Source organism: Streptomyces spinoverrucosus, assembly GCF_015712165.1.
In the GTDB taxonomy this organism is placed as follows: Bacteria; Actinomycetota; Actinomycetes; order Streptomycetales; family Streptomycetaceae; genus Streptomyces; species Streptomyces spinoverrucosus_A.
Genome location: NZ_JADPZX010000001.1, coordinates 2,396,413 through 2,412,684, shown reverse-complemented (window position 1 = coordinate 2,412,684; position 16,272 = coordinate 2,396,413). Strand labels below are relative to the sequence as shown.

The following is a 16,272-nucleotide window of genomic DNA, read 5'->3' as shown; positions in this document are numbered from 1 at the left end:
CTCAACTAACGCTCCTGCTGGTGAGTGGGGCTCGGGAAACTGCCCGTCTGGCCGGACCCGGCCTGACGGCCCTGTGCGATACCCCGACGGAGGTTGGTCAGCCGACCGCGCACGTCCTGTGGGGCGCGCGAGACCTGCGGACCGCTCTGGTGCGGCTGCTGCTGAGCCGTGCCCGGGACGAGGTTCGCCCGGGGCACTCGACGCGGCAGGCCGGACGTGGTGACACCGCCCGCGGCAGGCTGCCGGACGCGCTCGGCCTGCCGGACGAGGTCGTCGTTCGGCGAGCTGCGCCAGGCGGGAGCGGCGGGACGTTGTGGAGCCGAGGGGCCCTGCGGCTGCTGCGGGGCCGGCGCGGCGCCGTTGCCCTGCGGGCGCTCGGGCCGGCTCGGCTGGGACTGCTGACCCGGCTGCGACTGCTGACCGGGCTGACCGGGCTGACCCGCCTGGCCTGCCTGGCCGCGGAACCAGTTCGTCTCCAGCGTGTCGTACAGCGGCGTACGCCCGTCACCGGGACCCGACGCCGGCGGCAGCGCCTCCGGCTCCGGGCGGCCGGGCCGCTGCTGCGGACGCTGCGGGGCCGGCGGCCGGTGGCCGGCGAAGTCGCCCTGCGGGCGCTCGAACTGGCCGGTGCCGGAGGAGTTCTGGCGGCCGCCGGGCAGCGAGTGCTGACCCGTGGAGGAGCCGTCGTACCCGGCGTACTGGCCGGTAGCCCCGTTGTCGTAGCCCGACGGAGCCGGGAACTGACCCGTGGACCCGTTGTCGTAGCCCTGCGGCGCGGCGTACTGGCCGGTCGCGCCGTTGTCCTGCCGCTGCGGCGCGGGGTACTGGCCGGTGGAGCCGTTGTCGTAGCCCTGCGGTGCGGCGAACTGGCCCGTGTCGGACGGGTTGTTCGGGTTGCTCGGCGCGGAGGGACCGGCCGGGCCGGACGGGCCGCCGAAGACGTCCGAGCGGACGAACTGGCCGTTGTTCTGCGATCCGTTCGCGCCGGGGCCCTGGCGGTCGTCGACGCGGGGGAACTCGGAGGTGGAGCCCGGGCCCTGCCGGTCGTCGATGCGCGGCATCGGGGCCGTCTGCGACGGGTCCCGCTGCTCGTCGTGGCCGCGCGGGGTGTCCAGCGCGGCGCGCGACACCGGCGGCTGCGCGTTCTCGTCACTCCAGCTCGGGCGCTGCTGCGGCTCGTTGCCGCCCGGCAGCTCGGCCCGCGCTCCGCCACGCGGCGGCAGCTGCGGCTGACGGCCACGCCGGCCGCGCCCGCCACCGGCGTTCGCGTCGCCGCGCTGCGGTGCCACGGGGCCGCGGGCCTCCTGGCCCTGCGGGGGAACCGGCGTCTGGGCGTTGCCCACACCGGCCGGCCGGCCCTGCTGCGGGGCCGGGGGAGTCTGCGGTCCACGCGCCCCGCCCGGCGCACCCGGGGCACCGCCCGAGTCGCGGCCCGGCAGCGCGGCACGCGGGCCCTGACCGGCGCCGAGCCGGCCACCGCCGGACGCACCGGCGCCCAGGGCACCACCACCGGGCGCACCGGCGCCCAGCGACGGGCCGTTGCCACGCCGGGCCGCGGCCGCACCGGCGGCGGCCTGCGCGGCGGCCGGACCGCCACCGCCACCGGGGCCGCCCTGACCGGGATTGCCCTGCGGCTTCTTGCCGCCCTGGGCCACGTCGACCGGCAGCATGACCAGCGCGGTCGTACCACCGGAGTCGGACGGGCGCAGCTGGATGCGGATGCCGTGGCGCTGCGACAGGCGGCCGACCACGAACAGACCCATGCGGCGGGAGACGGAGACGTCCACGGTGGGCGGCGAGGCGAGCCGCTCGTTGATCTGGGCGAGGTCCTCGGGGGACAGGCCGATACCGGTGTCGTGGATCTCGATCAGCACGCGGCCGTCGGGCAGCGCGTGACCGGTGACCTTGACCTTGGTCTGCGGCGAGGAGAACGAGGTGGCGTTCTCCAGCAGCTCGGCGAGCAGGTGCACGAGGTCGTTGACCACGCGGCCGGCCACCTGGGTGGTCGGCACCGAGGCCAGTTCGATGCGCTCGTACTGTTCCACCTCGGACGCGGCGGCACGCAGCACGTCGACCAGCGGGACCGGCCGGGTCCAGCGCCGGCCGGGCTCCTCACCGGCGAGGACGAGGAGGTTTTCGCCGTTCCGGCGCATACGGGTGGCGAGGTGGTCCAGCTTGAACAGCGAGGCCAGCTGGTCCGGGTCCGCCTCACGCGACTCCAGCTCGGAGATCAGCGACAGCTGGCGCTGGATCAGACCCTGGGAGCGGCGCGAGAGGTTGGTGAACATCGCGTTGACGTTGCCCCGCAGCAGGGCCTGCTCGGCGGCGAGGCGGACCGCCTCGCGGTGCACGTCGTCGAAGGCCGCGGCCACCCGGCCGATCTCGTCGCGGGAGTGCACACCGACCGACTCCACGGACGTGTCGACGTCCTGCGGGTCGGACTCGGACAGCTGCTTGACCAGCTCGGGCAGCCGGTCCTGGGCGACCTTGGTCGCGGTGTCCTCCAGCCGCCGCAGCGACCGGATCATGGACCGGGCCACCACGAAGGCACCGACCAGCGAGACACCGAGCACGACCAGCACCAGCGCACCGGAGATGATCGCCTCGCGCTCCGACTCGCTGCGCAGCTCGCGCGCCTTCTGCTCCATCTGCTCCAGCAGCGTGCGCTCGATGTTCTTCATCTGCTGGATCTTGGTGGAGCTGTCGTCCAGCCAGTCCCGGTACGACCGCTTCTCCAGGCCCCGAAGACCGTCCTGGCGGTTCAGCGCGCGGCTGGCGTACTTGTCGGTGGCCTCGATGGTGGCGTTGTTCTGGTCGATGGGCCCCAGCAGCTCCTCGGCGCCGTCGCCGTAGATGCTGGAGAAGCTGCGCAGCTCGGAGACCTGGCTCTCCAGCGCCGACTGGGCGTAGAGCCGGTCGTTCTCGGAGAGCTCGCCGAAGGTCTTGCTGTTGGCGGGCAGGGCCGCCGCCAGGACCGCGCGCTGGATCGACGCGTACTCCTTGGCGGCGGAGAACGCGGACAGCGCGCGGGTGCGCTGGATCATGTCGGGGTTGCTGGTCGCCTCCGCCATGTCCTGCGAGAGGTCCAGCAGGTGCGTGATGAGGCGGTGGTAGGCCTCCACGGTCTGCGTGGAGTTGCCCTCGGCCTCGTAGGCGTTGTTGCGGATCTCGTTGAGGCCGTTCAGGTCACGGGCGAGACCGACCACGCTGTCGCGCACGCCCTGGAGGTTGCCGTCCTTGCTGGCGGCGTCGACCTCCTCGGAGGCGTTGAGGAAGTTCTCCAGCGCCCGGTCCGTCTTGTCCTGGAAGCCCTTGACCGTGATCGGGCTGGTGGTCGAGCCGTGCGCCAGCGGGCCGGCGGACTGGTCGCGCTCCTCCTGGAGGGCGGCGGCCAGCTCGGTGGCCTGCTTGGTCATCTCGGTGAGCAGCTTCATGTTGTCGAGCTGCTCGATGTCGTCCATGGACTGGCTGATGCGCAGCGCGCCGAGCGAGGTGGCCGCGACCACCGGGAGCGTGAGCAGCGCCACCAGGCGGGTGGAGATGCGCCAGTTGCGCAGGGCTATTCGCGGCCCGGGGCCGGTCGCGCCCTGCGACGGCTTCACCGTCGGAGCGGGGGTGGAAGAGCCCGGGGACGCCGAGGCGCCGGGGCGACCGGAGGCCGTGGACGCGCCGGTGCGCCCGGAGCGCGGACCGCCGTCGCCGGACGGGGCCGGGCCCTGGCCCTGGGCGTGCTGGGGCGAGGAGCTGCCGGCCATGGGGCCAGTCCCGCCGTGCGGCTCCGGCTCCGCCGAACCGCTGCCATCCCTCTTGAAACGTCCCTGCACTAGCGTCGCAACCTCTGGACCAGGCGCCCCTCCGCGTGAACGGAAGGACGGTGTCGGCGATGTCGGGCACGCCCTGAATACGCACCCGGGTGGTCGTGAGTGACCGGCGCTGGACTCCCCCTTCTCGCCGCTCACTCGTCAGGAGCGACGCTGTTTCGCGCCCCCTGCGCGCCGGCTCGATCCTGCGGCGGTCCGTGGAATTCCAGCACAGTGCAGGATCTCCAACAAGGCCAGTTGGTCAGGCTGTGACCTCCGTGACACCACGTGAGGGTGACGTCACGACACGTAGAGCGACCTCCGCCTTATAGCGGACATAACCGAACGAGTCGCCGGGGTGTGCGGGGTGTCCCAGTCGCCATGATCAGGAGCGGAATGAGAGCTTCAGTGGGTCAATGTCCGTTTCGTTGGCATGAGTTGCGAGCCTGAATTGACCGATTTGAGCGCGAGTTCGTGAGCAAACTCACACGGAGCTCCAGGCCGCTTCGTGCCATCGGCGGGGAATCGGATGTTTAGCCTGACGCTTTACAAGAGGCGACATTCTGCCAACCGGCGCTTCCGGCGCCCCGTACACGACAGGGTTCAGTACAACCGTGAAGACGACGATGATGTTCCGCACGATAGCCAACCCGCGGCGCACCACCCTGGCGCACCTCGACGACGCCGACGAGCTGGCGACCCCGGACCACCCGGAGCACTCCGTCGACCTCCCCACCCAGACCGCCAACCCCCGACGCACGGTCCTGATGGAGGCCCCCGTCGGAGCCGCGGCGGCCGAGTAGTACCGAACACACCACGGGGCGCCCCGCGCGAGCCAGTGCGCAGGGCGCCCCGCCCCACAGGGCAGGCACCGCCCCGCCCTGACCCGCCGGGCAGGCCCTGCCGAGATAGCCTGGAGCGTCAGACTCCAGCCAGTTCAGGTAAGGGGCGCAAGGATCTCGTGCGCATCGCCAGGTTCTCCATCGACGGGAACGTCGCCTTCGGCGCGGTCGAGGGTGACAAGCCGGACGAGCTCGTCCTCGACATCATCAAGGGCATCCCGTTCGCGGACTTCGAGCTCTCCGGCACCAAGGTGCCGCTGAGCAAGGTACGGCTGCTGCCGCCGGTCCTCCCCAACAAGGTCGTGGCCTTCGGCCGCAACTACGCCGAGCACGCCCGCGAGCTGGGCAACGAGGTGCCCGACGCCCCGTTCGCCTTCTTCAAGCCGTCCACCTCGGTGATCGGCCCCGGCGACGAGATCCAGTACCCCTCCTTCTCCGAGGAACTCCACCACGAGGCCGAGCTCGCCGTCGTCATCGGCCGCATGTGCCGCGAGGTCCCCCGCGAGCGCGTGCGGGACGTCATCCTCGGCTACACCTGCGCCAACGACATCACCGCCCGCGACGTCCAGCGGCGCGAGAAGCAGTGGGCCCGGGCCAAGGGCTTCGACACCTCCTGCCCGCTCGGCCCCTGGGTGGAGACCGACCTGGAACCGAGCGACCTGACCATCCAGCTGACCGTCAACGGACAGCAACGCCAGCTCGGCCGCACCAGCGAGATGATCCACCCGATCGAGGATCTGATCGTCAACATCTCCGAGGCCATGACGCTGCTCCCCGGCGACGTGATCCTCACGGGCACCCCGGCAGGGGTCGGCCCCCTCGCTGTCGGCGACGAGGTCTCCGTCAGCATCGAAGGCATCGGCACTCTCACCAACAAGGTTGTCAAGCGTGGCTAGCGCACCCGGCTCCCCCGTACGCGTCCGTTTCTGCCCCTCGCCCACCGGTAACCCGCACGTGGGCCTGGTTCGCACCGCCCTGTTCAACTGGGCGTTCGCGCGGCACCACGGCGGCACCCTGGTCTTCCGCATCGAGGACACCGACGCGGCCCGCGACTCCGAGGAGTCCTACGAGCAGCTGCTCGACTCGATGCGCTGGCTCGGCTTCGACTGGGACGAGGGCCCCGAGATCGGCGGCCCGCACGCGCCGTACCGCCAGTCGCAGCGCATGGACCTCTACAAGGACGTCGCCCAGAAGCTGCTGGACGCCGGCCACGCCTACCGCTGCTACTGCTCCCAGGAGGAGCTGGACACCCGCCGCGAGGCCGCCCGCGCCGCCGGCAGGCCCTCCGGCTACGACGGCCACTGCCGCGAGCTGACCGAGGCGCAGGTCGAGCAGTACCGGGCCCAGGGCCGCGAGCCGATCGTCCGCTTCCGCATGCCCGACGAGACGATCACCTTCACCGACCTGGTCCGCGGCGAGCTGACCTTCACCCCGGAGAACGTCCCGGACTACGGGATCGTACGAGCCAACGGAGCCCCGCTCTACACGCTCGTGAACCCGGTCGACGACGCCCTGATGGAGATCACCCACGTCCTGCGCGGCGAGGACCTGCTCTCCTCCACCCCGCGGCAGATCGCCCTGTACAAGGCGCTGATCGAACTGGGCATCGCCAAGCGGACCCCGGAGTTCGGCCACCTGCCGTACGTGATGGGCGAGGGCAACAAGAAGCTCTCCAAGCGTGACCCGCAGTCGTCGCTCAACCTCTACCGCGAGCGCGGCTTCCTCCCGGAGGGCCTGCTCAACTACCTCTCCCTCCTGGGCTGGTCGCTCTCGGCCGACCAGGACATCTTCACGATGGACGAGATGATCGCGGCCTTCGACGTCGCGGACGTGAACCCCAACCCGGCCCGCTTCGACCTCAAGAAGTGCGAGGCGATCAACGGCGACCACATCCGGCTGCTGGATGTGAAGGACTTCACGGAGCGCTGCCGCCCGTGGCTGCAGGCCCCGTTCGCCCCGTGGGCCCCGGAGGCCTTCGACGAGGTGAAGTGGCAGGCCATCGCGCCGCACGCGCAGACCCGCCTGAAGGTGCTGTCCGAGATCACCGACAACGTCGACTTCCTGTTCCTGGCGGAGCCGGTCTTCGACGAGGCCAGCTGGACCAAGGCCATGAAGGAGGGCTCCGACGCCCTGCTGCGCACCGCCCGCGAGAAGCTCGACGCGGCCGACTGGACCAGCCCCGAGTCGCTGAAGACGGCCGTCCTGGAGGCCGGCGAGACCCACGGCCTCAAGCTCGGCAAGGCCCAGGCCCCGGTCCGTGTCGCCGTCACCGGCCGCACGGTCGGCCTGCCGCTCTTCGAGTCCCTGGAGGTCCTGGGCAAGGACCGGACCCTGGCCCGCATCGACGCGGCGCTGGCCAGGCTGACGGCGTAAGGCACGCACACGCGAGGGGCGGTACCCGGCATCCGGGTACCGCCCCTCGCGTGTCGGTCACTGTGCGTCGGCTTCGTCGATCAGATAGGCGCTCTCGTCGAAGATCTCCAGTACGACGATGACCATGATCGCGCCGGCCACCATGTACTCCAGCATCACGCCAGGGGCGACGTACGCCTTGCGCAGATGCTCGTCGGGGCCCAACTGTGCGGTCGAGTGCTTCCGGAACGGGTCACGCGCCAGTACCCGCACAGCCCTGTCCAGGTGGTCCTGGCGCGAGGGAGGCAGGGCGTCGTAAGCCGCACGGGCCTCGACGGTGAACTGGACGCGATACACGCTCATGGCCCCAGTGTGCCAGTCTGTCAGGGTGATCAAAGCCGTTGTCTGGGACGTCGACGACACCCTGTTCGACTACACCACCGCGGACCGCGCGGGCATGCGCGCACATCTGGTGGCCGAGGACCTGCTCGACGGGTACGAAAGCGTCGAGCAGGCCCTCACGCGCTGGCGGGCGATCACCGACAGCCAGTGGGCGCGGTTCGCGGCCGGTGAGGTGTCCTTCGAGGAGCAGCGGCGGGACCGGGTGCGGGTGTTCCTGGGCCAGGAACTCACCGACGCCGAGGCGGAGGCCTGGTTCGAGCGGTACCTCGGGCACTACGAGGCAGCCTGGGCGCTCTTCCCCGACGTACTGCCCGTCCTGGACACCCTCGCCGCCAGCCACCGGCACGCGGTGCTGTCCAACTCCAGCCTCCACGTCCAGGACCGCAAACTGCGCGTGCTCGGCGTGCACGACCGCTTCGAAGTCATCCTGTGCGCCGCCGAGCTCGGCGTCTCCAAGCCCGAGGCCGGTGCCTTCCTCGCGGCGTGCGAGGCACTGGACCTGCCGCCGCACCTCGTGGCGTACGTCGGCGACCACCCGGAGATCGACTGGCGGGGCGCGGCCGACGCCGGACTGGTGTCCGTGTGGATCGATCGCAACGGCGCGCACACCTGGGCCGACGCCCCCGTCGGCCCGCACCGGATCGCCACCCTCGCCGAACTCCCCGCGATCCTCGGCGCGGATACCCGTTTTGGAGCCCCGTCCACCTTCAGGTAATGTTCTTCCTGCGCCGCCGGGGAGCGGGCCGAGAGGCCGGAAACCGGAGGCGCGAACTAGAACAAGATCCCCTCAGGGGCTTGCGTTCCAGTGGCCTATGGTGTAATTGGCAGCACGACTGATTCTGGTTCAGTTAGTCTTGGTTCGAGTCCAGGTAGGCCAGCTCGCAGAGCTCATCTGCAATCGCGGATCACATCCGCAAAGCCCCCGTTGTGTAGCGGCCTAGCACGCTGCCCTCTCAAGGCAGTAGCGCCGGTTCGAATCCGGTCGGGGGTACTGGTTCCGAGTCCTCTCGGGATCGCTAGGGCCCCCGTTGTGTAGCGGCCTAGCACGCCGCCCTCTCAAGGCGGTAGCGCCGGTTCGAATCCGGTCGGGGGTACTGACTGGTCTAAACCACATTGGTCTATGGTGTAATTGGCAGCACGACTGATTCTGGTTCAGTTAGTCTTGGTTCGAGTCCAGGTAGACCAGCTCGGACCTGCGGAAACGCAGAGTCCATGCCCCCGTTGTGTAGCGGCCTAGCACGCCGCCCTCTCAAGGCGGTAGCGCCGGTTCGAATCCGGTCGGGGGTACGCAATCGATGGGCCTCCACTTCGGTGGGGGCCCATCGGCATGTCCGGCCGTCACTGGCTGCCGAACCTGCGGCGTGACTCCTCCGCCTCCGCCAGTCTGCGCAGCGCGAGCAGCACCGGCTCGTACAGCACGGTCAGCGCCACGGCCGCCTCCACCTGCTCGTCCGCCGTCCCGCCGTAGCGCTCCACCAGATCCAGATCGTTGACGGCGAGCTGTCCCAGGGCGCGGGCGTACGGCTCCAAGTCCTCGATGCCGCACGGATATCCGAGCCGTTCCAGCGTGGCGATCGCGGTGACCAGCATCCCGTACGCCGGGGGCGTCACGTCGGTCACGGGACCGTAGCCCCAGCCGAGCAGTTCCAGCAGCTGGTCCGCGCGGTGCCTGGCCGTCTCGGTGGCCGCGTCGTCCGTGTCCGCGGGCTTGCCGTACGGGAGGGACCAGACGGCGGCGCCGAGGCGTTCGTTGTGGTCCAGGGAATCGTCGTCCAGCGCGGCGAGCACCTCGCGGGCGGAGGCCACGGAGACCCCGCCGACCTGGATCAGCGCCCGCACCAGACGCAGCCGGCGCAGGTGTGTCTCCTCGTACTCGGACTGGGTGGCGGTGATCCGGCGGCCCGGCGGCAGCAGTCCCTCGCGCAGATAGAACTTCACCGTGGCGGTGGCGACGCCGCTGCGCCTGCTCAGCTCCGACAGCCTCATGGCCGTTCGACTCCCTTGCTGTTTCCGCTGCTCTTTCTCTCTTGCGCCCCGCTTTGGAGAGTGTCACTATCCAAGCATGGATAGCAGCACTATCCAACATCTCCGCGGTGTTGGGGAAAGGTGGGTTCGTCATGGGGGACAAGCCGATCGCGGGGCGTATGACCGCCGACGCGCACGGGGACGTCGTGGTGTTCCTGATCGGGATACGCTTCAACAGCCTTCTGGCGGTGCGCAGTTGGTGGCCGGTGGCGCGGGCCATGCCGCGCATGCTGCGGGAGCTGTCGCGGGAGCGGGGCCAGGGGCTGCTCGGGGTGCAGACGCTGCTGGGGCCGCGGGTCGTGTACCTGGTGCAGTACTGGGAGTCGACCGACAAGCTCTTCGCGTACGCCTCGGCGGCGGACAAGGAGCACCGGCCCGCATGGGCGGCGTTCAACCGCCGGATGCGCGAGGGGAAGGGCAAGGTCGGCTTCTGGCACGAGACGTACGCCGTGCCGGCCGGGGGCTATGAGTCGGTCTACGTGAACATGCCCGCCTTCGGGCTGGGCAGTGCGACCGGGGTGGTGCCGGTCGGGCGGCGCGGTGAGCGGGCGGCCGAGCGGCTGCGGTCGGGTGAGGTCTCGCCGAAGTCCGTCTGAGGGGCGTGGAGCGCCCTGGGGGTCTGCCGCGGCGTTGAGGCCGGCCCCCTGGGCGCTTACGGGCGTCAGCCGGAGCGGCGCAGGGCCTCCGAGAGGCGGGCCGCGGCGTCGATGACGGCCTGGGCGTGCATCCGGCCCGGGTGGCGGGTCAGACGCTCGATGGGGCCGGAGACCGAGACGGCGGCCACCACGCGGTTCGACGGGCCGCGCACGGGTGCGGAGACGGACGCCACGCCCGGCTCGCGCTCCCCGATGGACTGGGCCCAGCCCCGGCGTCGTACGCCGGACAGGGCCGTCGCCGTGAAACGGGCGCCCTGCAGCCCACGGTGCAGGCGCTCCGGCTCCTCCCAGGCCATGAGGATCTGGGCGGAGGAGCCCGCCTTCATCGTGAGCGTCGAGCCGACCGGGACCGTGTCCCGCAGTCCGGACAGGCGCTCCGCGGCGGCGACGCAGATGCGCATGTCGCCCTGGCGGCGGTAGAGCTGCGCGCTCTCGCCCGTGACGTCACGGAGGTGGGTGAGCACCGGCCCGGCGGTGGCGAGGAGACGGTCCTCGCCGGCTGCCGCGGCCAGCTCGGCCATACGCGGGCCGAGAATGAAACGACCCTGCATGTCGCGCGCCACCATACGGTGGTGTTCCAAAGCCACGGCCAGGCGGTGAGCCGTGGGTCGTGCCAGTCCGGTGGCCGCGACCAGACCCGCGAGGGTGGCCGGACCGGACTCCAGAGCGCTCAGGACGAGTGCCGCCTTGTCCAGAACGCCGACGCCGCTACTGTTGTCCATGCAACGATACTTGCGTCTCACTCTGTGAAACGCAAGTTCAATTTTCGGTGGAACGCGCCACCCTGGATGTCACGAAGTCACAGCGGCCCGGTGGAGAAAAGGGCCTGGCGGCGGACGTCCGGGACCAGGGGCGTCAACGGCGCCGCTTCCTCAAGATCTCTAGTTGGGTCGGCACACGTTTTGCCGGCCGGAGGGAAAGCGATGGGTAGGACACTCGCGGAGAAGGTCTGGGACGACCATGTCGTCCGGCGCGCCGAGGGCGAGCCCGACCTCCTCTACATCGATCTGCACCTGCTGCACGAGGTGACCAGCCCGCAGGCCTTCGACGGCCTTCGCAAGAGCGGCCGGAAGGTGCGCCGCCTCGACCTGACCATCGCCACCGAGGACCACAACACCCCCACCCTCGACATCGACAAGCCCATCGCGGACCCGGTCTCCCGGGCCCAGCTGGAGACGCTGCGCAAGAACTGCGCCGAGTTCGGCGTGCGTCTGCACCCGCTGGGCGACGTCGAGCAGGGCGTCGTCCACGTGGTGGGACCGCAGCTGGGACTGACCCAGCCCGGCACCACCGTGGTCTGCGGTGACTCACACACCTCCACGCACGGCGCCTTCGGCGCGCTGGCGTTCGGCATCGGCACCTCGCAGGTCGAGCACGTGCTGGCCACGCAGACGCTGCCGCTGGCCCGCCCGAAGACCATGGCGATCACGGTCAACGGCGAGCTCCCCGAGGGCGTCACCGCCAAGGACCTGATCCTGGCGATCATCGCGAAGATCGGTACGGGCGGTGGCCAGGGCTACATCCTGGAATACCGCGGCTCCGCCATCGAGCAGCTCTCGATGGAGGCCCGGATGACCATCTGCAACATGTCGATCGAGGCCGGCGCCCGCGCGGGCATGATCGCCCCCGACGAGACCACGTTCGCCTACCTCAAGGGCCGCCCGCACGCCCCGGAGGGCGCCGACTGGGACGCCGCGGTCGAGTACTGGAAGACCCTGAGGACCGACGACGACGCCGAGTTCGACGCCGAGGTCGTGATCGAGGCCGCCGAACTGTCGCCGTTCGTCACCTGGGGCACCAACCCCGGCCAGGGCGCGCCGCTTTCGGCGTTCGTCCCCGACCCCGCTTCGTACGAAGACGCTTCGGAGCGCCTGGCCGCCGAAAAGGCCCTGGAGTACATGGGGTTGGAGGCCGGACAGCCGCTGCGGTCCATCAAGGTGGACACCGTCTTCGTAGGCTCCTGCACCAACGGCCGCATCGAGGACCTGCGCGCCGCCGCGGATCTGCTGCGGGGCCGCAAAGTCGCCGACGGCGTACGGATGCTGGTCGTTCCGGGCTCCGCGCGTGTGGGTCTGCAGGCCGTCTCCGAGGGCCTGGACGTGGTCTTCAAGGAGGCCGGCGCCGAATGGCGGCACGCGGGCTGCTCGATGTGTCTGGGCATGAACCCCGACCAGCTGGCTCCCGGTGAGCGCTCGGCGTCCACCTCCAACCGCAACTTCGAGGGCAGGCAGGGCAAGGGCGGCCGTACACACCTGGTGTCGCCGCAGGTCGCCGCCTCGACCGCGGTCCTGGGGCACCTGGCCTCCCCGGCCGACCTGTCCGACGTCGAGACCCGTACGCCCGCTGGAGTCTGAGGATCATGGAAGCTTTCACCACGCACACCGGCCGGGCCGTCCCGCTGCGCCGCAGCAACGTCGACACCGACCAGATCATCCCCGCCCACTGGCTCAAGAAGGTGACCCGGGACGGGTTCGAGGACGGGCTGTTCGAGGCCTGGCGCAAGGACGCGGAGTTCGTGCTCAACCGGCCCGAGCGGCAGGGCGCGACCGTGCTGGTCGCCGGCCCCGACTTCGGCACCGGCTCCTCCCGCGAGCACGCCGTCTGGGCGCTGCAGAACTACGGCTTCAAGACCGTGATCTCCTCCCGCTTCGCCGACATCTTCCGCGGCAACTCGCTGAAGAACGGCCTGCTCACGGTCGTACTGGAGCAGAAGGTCGTCGACGCGCTGTGGGAGCTCACGGAGCGGGACCCGCAGGCCGAGATCACCGTCGACCTGGTCGAGCGCGAGGTGCGGGCGGAGGGCATCACCGCCTCCTTCGAGCTGGACGAGAACTCCCGCTGGCGGCTGCTGAACGGGCTGGACGACATCTCGATCACGCTGCAGAACGAGGACGACATCGCCACCTACGAGGCGGGGCGTCCCGCCTACAAGCCGCGCACGCTGAAGGTCTGAACCTTCGGTTCCTCGCGGCGGTCGACTTTCGGCCACCCCCAACACCCCGGCTGCACCCCCGATCGGCCCGATCGGGGGTGCAGCCTTTTTTCACACCCGGATGGCCGCACCCGGCACCGGGTGTTCCTTCAACTTCCCACGTTATGACGGTTGTTGTTGGGGTACGCGAGCCTTGACAACCTGGCTTCGGCGGCGCGCCGAAGGGCCGTTTGAGGCGCCAGTTGCACCCCGGGCAGGCGACAACTCGCCCCAGATGGCACAATCTGTGCATGGAACACGACGGCCAACTCGAGCTCTACGCGGCAGTCGCGGACCAACTCAAGGAAGCGCACGCAAGGGTGCGCGCACTGCAAGTCCCGGAGGGCGTACGGATGGCGCTGACCCGGAAGCTGCTGGTCATCACGGCCGCGGCCAAGCACGACCTCGCCGATGCGACAAAGCGTCTGGAGCGGTTCACCGCCGACCTCGACGCGGGGCGATTCCCCGAAGAGGAAGGCTGAATCACGTCAGAGGCAGCCGAGTCGGTTGCGGCACAAGGGTGATTAGCCCGTTTCGTGTTTGATTTGCGGTATATATCTGCCTAACGTGCGAAAAAGCTTGAACACTTTCGTTCTGGCGATGTCTCCGAAGGGGAAGACGTGAACAAGGCGCAGCTCGTAGAAGCGATTGCCGACAAGATGGGCGGCCGTCAGCAGGCCGCCGATGCTGTCGACCATGTACTGGACGCCATCGTCCGCGCGGTCGTCGCAGGTGAGCGGGTCTCGGTCACCGGCTTCGGCTCTTTCGAGAAGGTCGACCGCCCGGCTCGCTACGCGCGCAACCCGCAGACGGGCGAGCGGGTTCGGGTCAAGAAGACCTCGGTGCCGCGGTTCCGCGCGGGCCAGGGCTTCAAGGACCTGGTGAGCGGCTCGAAGAAGCTCCCGCGCGGCGGCGAGGTGGCCGTCAAGAAGGCGCCCAAGGGCAGCCTGACCGGCGGCGCCGCGGCCACGGTCAAGAAGGCCGCGGCCAAGAAGACCACCAAGGCGGCCGCGAAGAAGGCCGCAGCGAAGAAGGCGGCACCGGCCAAGAAGGCGGCCGCCGCCAAGAAGACCACGGCGAAGAAGGCGCCCGCCAAGAAGACCACGGCGGCCGCCAAGACCACCGCCGCGAAGAAGACCACCGCCAAGAAGGCGACGGCCAAGAAGGCCCCGGCGAAGAAGGCCACGGCCAAGAAGGCCCCCGCCAAGAAGGCGACGGCCCGCAAGACCACCGCCAAGAAGACCGCCGCCCGCAAGTAGACGAGGGCGCCGGGTAACTCACGCGCCGGGCCGGACTCCGTGTCGGAGCCCGGCCCGCGGCGTGTTCAGGGGCAGGTCAGAGGGGTCTTGTGCCCGGCAGGTCAAAGCGTCTGCAGTGTCACCAGTGTGATCCTCGGGCTGTCCTTGGGCCCTTCCACCTCGATCCGGACCCGCTGCCCGGGCCGCAGCAGCCGCAACCCGCCCGCGTCGAACGCGGCGGCGTCGAAGGGCACCGGAGTGCCGTCATCCAGCAGGACCTGCCCGCTGCGCGTCTCGGCGTCGTACGTGTAAGCGGTGGCGTGCATGACGGCAGCCTACTGCTCGGGGATGAGCAGCCGCGTGGTCGCCGCCGCGGTGCGCGGTCCCACTCCGAGCGCGAGTGCCGCCCGCAGATCGTCCGCGGTGTCCACGTCCTGACGTACGGAATCCACGTCCGCGAGACGGAGTTCCACCGCTCCGCCGCCGCGATGGCGGGCTCGCGAATCCGTGCCGAATGCCGGGAGCAATTCCCGGCCCGGACCTGCCGCCAGCAGCGTCGTACCGATTGCGGCGGCGTCCGCGAGAAAAGCACGGGGGAATTGCGCGGCCGCGTCGAGGACCCGGGCCAATTCCGCCGGCCGTAGCGCCGGGAGATCGGCGTTCAGGGCCGCGACCGGGCTTTCGGGACGTTGTGCCCGTACGGCCGTCGCTCCGTGCGCCAGAGCCGCGTTCAGGCCGCCGCCCGGCTCGTCGGTGATGATCCGGGCGCCCAGCGCGGCCAGCTCCCGACCTGCCAGCGCGTCGTCCGTGACCACTGCCACATCCCGCACTGCCGGGCTGGCCAGCGCCGCGGCCAGCGTGTCCTGGGCGAAGGCGAGGGCGAGGCCCGGGCGCAGCCCGTCGTCGGCGGCGTCCGAGAGCCTGCTCTTGGCTCGCGCCAGAGGCTTCAGGGGTATCACCAAGGTCCACTGCACGAGCGTTCGTCCCTCTCTTGTCGCGGCCATTGTCCCCCGGGCCTCCCGGCGCGCTGAGACTCGGGGCGTACGGTGTTCTCGACAGACCGGCGGCCTGGGGCGACACTTGTGCGGCCCCCAGGCCCTAGCAGGAAGGTGTCCGTGTGCCCCGCCGCAGAATCGGCTTCTGGTACCGCTTCGCAGCGGTGATCTGTAAACCGCCGTTGGTGGTTCTGCTCAAGCGGGACTGGCGTGGAATGGAGCACATTCCGGCCGAGGGCGGCTTTATCACCGTGGTGAACCACAATTCGCACGTCGACCCCTTCGCGTACGCGCACTTTCAGTACAACACCGGACGGGTTCCGCGATTCCTGGCGAAGAGCGGGCTTTTCAAGAAGGGATTCGTCGGCGCCGCGATGCGCGGCACCGGGCAGATCCCCGTCTACCGGGAGAGTACGGACGCGCTGAGCGCCTTCCGGGCCGCGATCGACGCCGTGGAGCGCGGCGAGTGCGTCGCCTTCTACCCCGAGGGCACCATCACCCGGGACCCGAACGGCTGGCCCATGACCGGCAAGACCGGTGCCGCGCGGGTCGCGCTGAAGACCAAGTGCCCGGTCATCCCGGTCGCCCAGTGGGGCGCGAACGAACTGTTGCCGCCGTACGCCAAGAAGCCCAACCTCCTCCCGCGCAAGACCCACCACGTGCTCGCCGGACCGCCGGTGGACCTCTCGAGCTTCTACGGCAAGGACATGACCGCGGAGGTCCTCAAGGAGGCCACCGAGGTCATCATGGCCGCGATCACCCGGCAGCTGGAGGAAATCCGCGGCGAGCAGGCCCCGCAGACGCCGTACGACCCCAAGCGCGAACGCATCGAACAGCGCCGCCGGACGGAGGCGCAGACGCAGGCCCGGGCAGTTGCCACGGAGGCGGACCGCGCGGCGGCCTGGGAACAGGGTCGGGAAAACGGGCGGGATACGGCTGGGGAACCGGGTCGGGGAAACGTGCGGGACGCGGCCGCGGAGTCGGGCCGGGA

At 70.3% G+C, this 16,272-nt stretch carries 15 protein-coding genes, 5 tRNA genes and 1 pseudogene; 15 read left to right on the top strand and 6 right to left on the bottom strand.

The window, feature by feature from the left end:
* Positions 1–5: 5 nt before the first annotated feature.
* Positions 6–3,824 (bottom strand): sensor histidine kinase, encoded by a 3,819-nt coding sequence (locus I2W78_RS10715; RefSeq protein ID WP_196458981.1) that lies wholly within the window; start codon positions 3,822–3,824, stop codon positions 6–8.
* Between the two features lie 590 nt (positions 3,825–4,414).
* Here I2W78_RS10715 and I2W78_RS10710 point away from each other — a divergent pair.
* The 3 genes from I2W78_RS10710 (at position 4,415) to gltX (ending at position 7,015) form a co-directional block, all read left to right on the top strand.
* Positions 4,415–4,603, top strand: coding sequence for a hypothetical protein (locus tag I2W78_RS10710; RefSeq protein WP_196458979.1), 189 nt, complete (start codon positions 4,415–4,417; stop codon positions 4,601–4,603).
* A gap of 158 nt (positions 4,604–4,761) precedes the next feature.
* Positions 4,762–5,538 carry a fumarylacetoacetate hydrolase family protein gene (locus tag I2W78_RS10705; RefSeq protein ID WP_196458977.1) on the top strand — a complete coding sequence of 259 codons (777 nt, stop codon included), beginning with the start codon at positions 4,762–4,764 and terminating at the stop codon, positions 5,536–5,538.
* Positions 5,531–7,015, top strand: a complete 1,485-nt coding sequence (gltX, locus tag I2W78_RS10700; protein WP_196458975.1) for a glutamate--tRNA ligase — start codon at positions 5,531–5,533, stop codon at positions 7,013–7,015. Before I2W78_RS10705 ends, gltX begins: the two co-directional genes overlap by 8 nt.
* Positions 7,016–7,072: 57 nt before the next feature.
* On the opposite strand, the gene I2W78_RS10695 is transcribed toward gltX, so the two are convergent.
* A complete protein-coding gene (locus tag I2W78_RS10695) occupies positions 7,073–7,357 on the bottom strand; it encodes a hypothetical protein (RefSeq protein WP_196458973.1) in 285 nt (94 codons plus the stop codon).
* A gap of 25 nt (positions 7,358–7,382) precedes the next feature.
* On the opposite strand from I2W78_RS10695, the gene I2W78_RS10690 reads away from it, so the two are divergent.
* From I2W78_RS10690 to I2W78_RS10665, 6 genes are all read left to right on the top strand, one after another.
* Positions 7,383–8,111, top strand: coding sequence for an HAD family hydrolase (locus tag I2W78_RS10690; RefSeq protein ID WP_307783665.1), 729 nt, complete (start codon positions 7,383–7,385; stop codon positions 8,109–8,111).
* 91 nt (positions 8,112–8,202) lie between these two features.
* Positions 8,203–8,274, top strand: a tRNA-Gln gene (locus tag I2W78_RS10685).
* Between the two features lie 40 nt (positions 8,275–8,314).
* Positions 8,315–8,387: transfer RNA gene (locus I2W78_RS10680), tRNA-Glu, on the top strand.
* A gap of 30 nt (positions 8,388–8,417) precedes the next feature.
* Positions 8,418–8,490: transfer RNA gene (locus tag I2W78_RS10675), tRNA-Glu, on the top strand.
* Between the two features lie 20 nt (positions 8,491–8,510).
* A tRNA-Gln gene (locus tag I2W78_RS10670) sits at positions 8,511–8,582 on the top strand.
* A 28-nt stretch (positions 8,583–8,610) separates the two neighbouring features.
* A tRNA-Glu gene (locus I2W78_RS10665) sits at positions 8,611–8,683 on the top strand.
* Between the two features lie 51 nt (positions 8,684–8,734).
* On the opposite strand, the gene I2W78_RS10660 is transcribed toward I2W78_RS10665, so the two are convergent.
* Positions 8,735–9,382 (bottom strand): MerR family transcriptional regulator, encoded by a 648-nt coding sequence (locus I2W78_RS10660; protein ID WP_196458969.1) that lies wholly within the window; start codon positions 9,380–9,382, stop codon positions 8,735–8,737.
* Positions 9,383–9,513: 131 nt separating this feature from the next.
* Here I2W78_RS10660 and I2W78_RS10655 point away from each other — a divergent pair, with 131 nt between their 5' ends.
* Positions 9,514–10,017, top strand: a complete 504-nt coding sequence (locus I2W78_RS10655; protein WP_196458967.1) for a DUF4188 domain-containing protein — start codon at positions 9,514–9,516, stop codon at positions 10,015–10,017.
* Positions 10,018–10,082: 65 nt separating this feature from the next.
* Here I2W78_RS10655 and ndgR read toward each other — a convergent pair whose 3' ends face one another.
* Positions 10,083–10,799 (bottom strand): IclR family transcriptional regulator NdgR, encoded by a 717-nt coding sequence (gene ndgR, locus I2W78_RS10650; protein ID WP_196458965.1) that lies wholly within the window; start codon positions 10,797–10,799, stop codon positions 10,083–10,085.
* Between the two features lie 201 nt (positions 10,800–11,000).
* On the opposite strand from ndgR, the gene leuC reads away from it, so the two are divergent.
* The 4 genes from leuC to I2W78_RS10630 all read left to right on the top strand — a co-directional run bounded on the left by leuC (position 11,001) and on the right by I2W78_RS10630 (position 14,307).
* The gene (gene leuC / locus I2W78_RS10645; protein WP_196458963.1) at positions 11,001–12,431 is read left to right on the top strand and encodes a 3-isopropylmalate dehydratase large subunit; all 1,431 of its coding nucleotides are present in this window, start codon (positions 11,001–11,003) and stop codon (positions 12,429–12,431) included.
* Positions 12,432–12,436: 5 nt separating this feature from the next.
* Positions 12,437–13,030, top strand: a complete 594-nt coding sequence (leuD, locus tag I2W78_RS10640) for a 3-isopropylmalate dehydratase small subunit (RefSeq protein ID WP_196458961.1) — start codon at positions 12,437–12,439, stop codon at positions 13,028–13,030.
* A 269-nt stretch (positions 13,031–13,299) separates the two neighbouring features.
* Positions 13,300–13,530 carry a hypothetical protein gene (locus tag I2W78_RS10635; protein WP_141311571.1) on the top strand — a complete coding sequence of 77 codons (231 nt, stop codon included), beginning with the start codon at positions 13,300–13,302 and terminating at the stop codon, positions 13,528–13,530.
* Between the two features lie 138 nt (positions 13,531–13,668).
* On the top strand, positions 13,669–14,307 hold the full coding sequence (locus I2W78_RS10630; RefSeq protein ID WP_196458959.1) for an HU family DNA-binding protein: 639 nt from the start codon (positions 13,669–13,671) through the stop codon (positions 14,305–14,307).
* A 101-nt stretch (positions 14,308–14,408) separates the two neighbouring features.
* On the opposite strand, the gene I2W78_RS10625 is transcribed toward I2W78_RS10630, so the two are convergent.
* Together I2W78_RS10625 and cofC are read right to left on the bottom strand one after the other, a co-directional pair.
* On the bottom strand, positions 14,409–14,612 hold the full coding sequence (locus I2W78_RS10625; RefSeq protein ID WP_196458957.1) for a hypothetical protein: 204 nt from the start codon (positions 14,610–14,612) through the stop codon (positions 14,409–14,411).
* Positions 14,613–14,621: 9 nt separating this feature from the next.
* Entirely contained in the window at positions 14,622–15,260 is a 639-nt protein-coding gene (gene cofC / locus I2W78_RS10620; protein WP_196458955.1) for a 2-phospho-L-lactate guanylyltransferase, read from the bottom strand.
* Between the two features lie 143 nt (positions 15,261–15,403).
* Between cofC and I2W78_RS10615 the strand changes: the two are divergent.
* A pseudogene (locus tag I2W78_RS10615) lies at positions 15,404–16,171 on the top strand (lysophospholipid acyltransferase family protein); the annotation flags it as partial.
* Positions 16,172–16,272 lie beyond the last annotated feature (101 nt).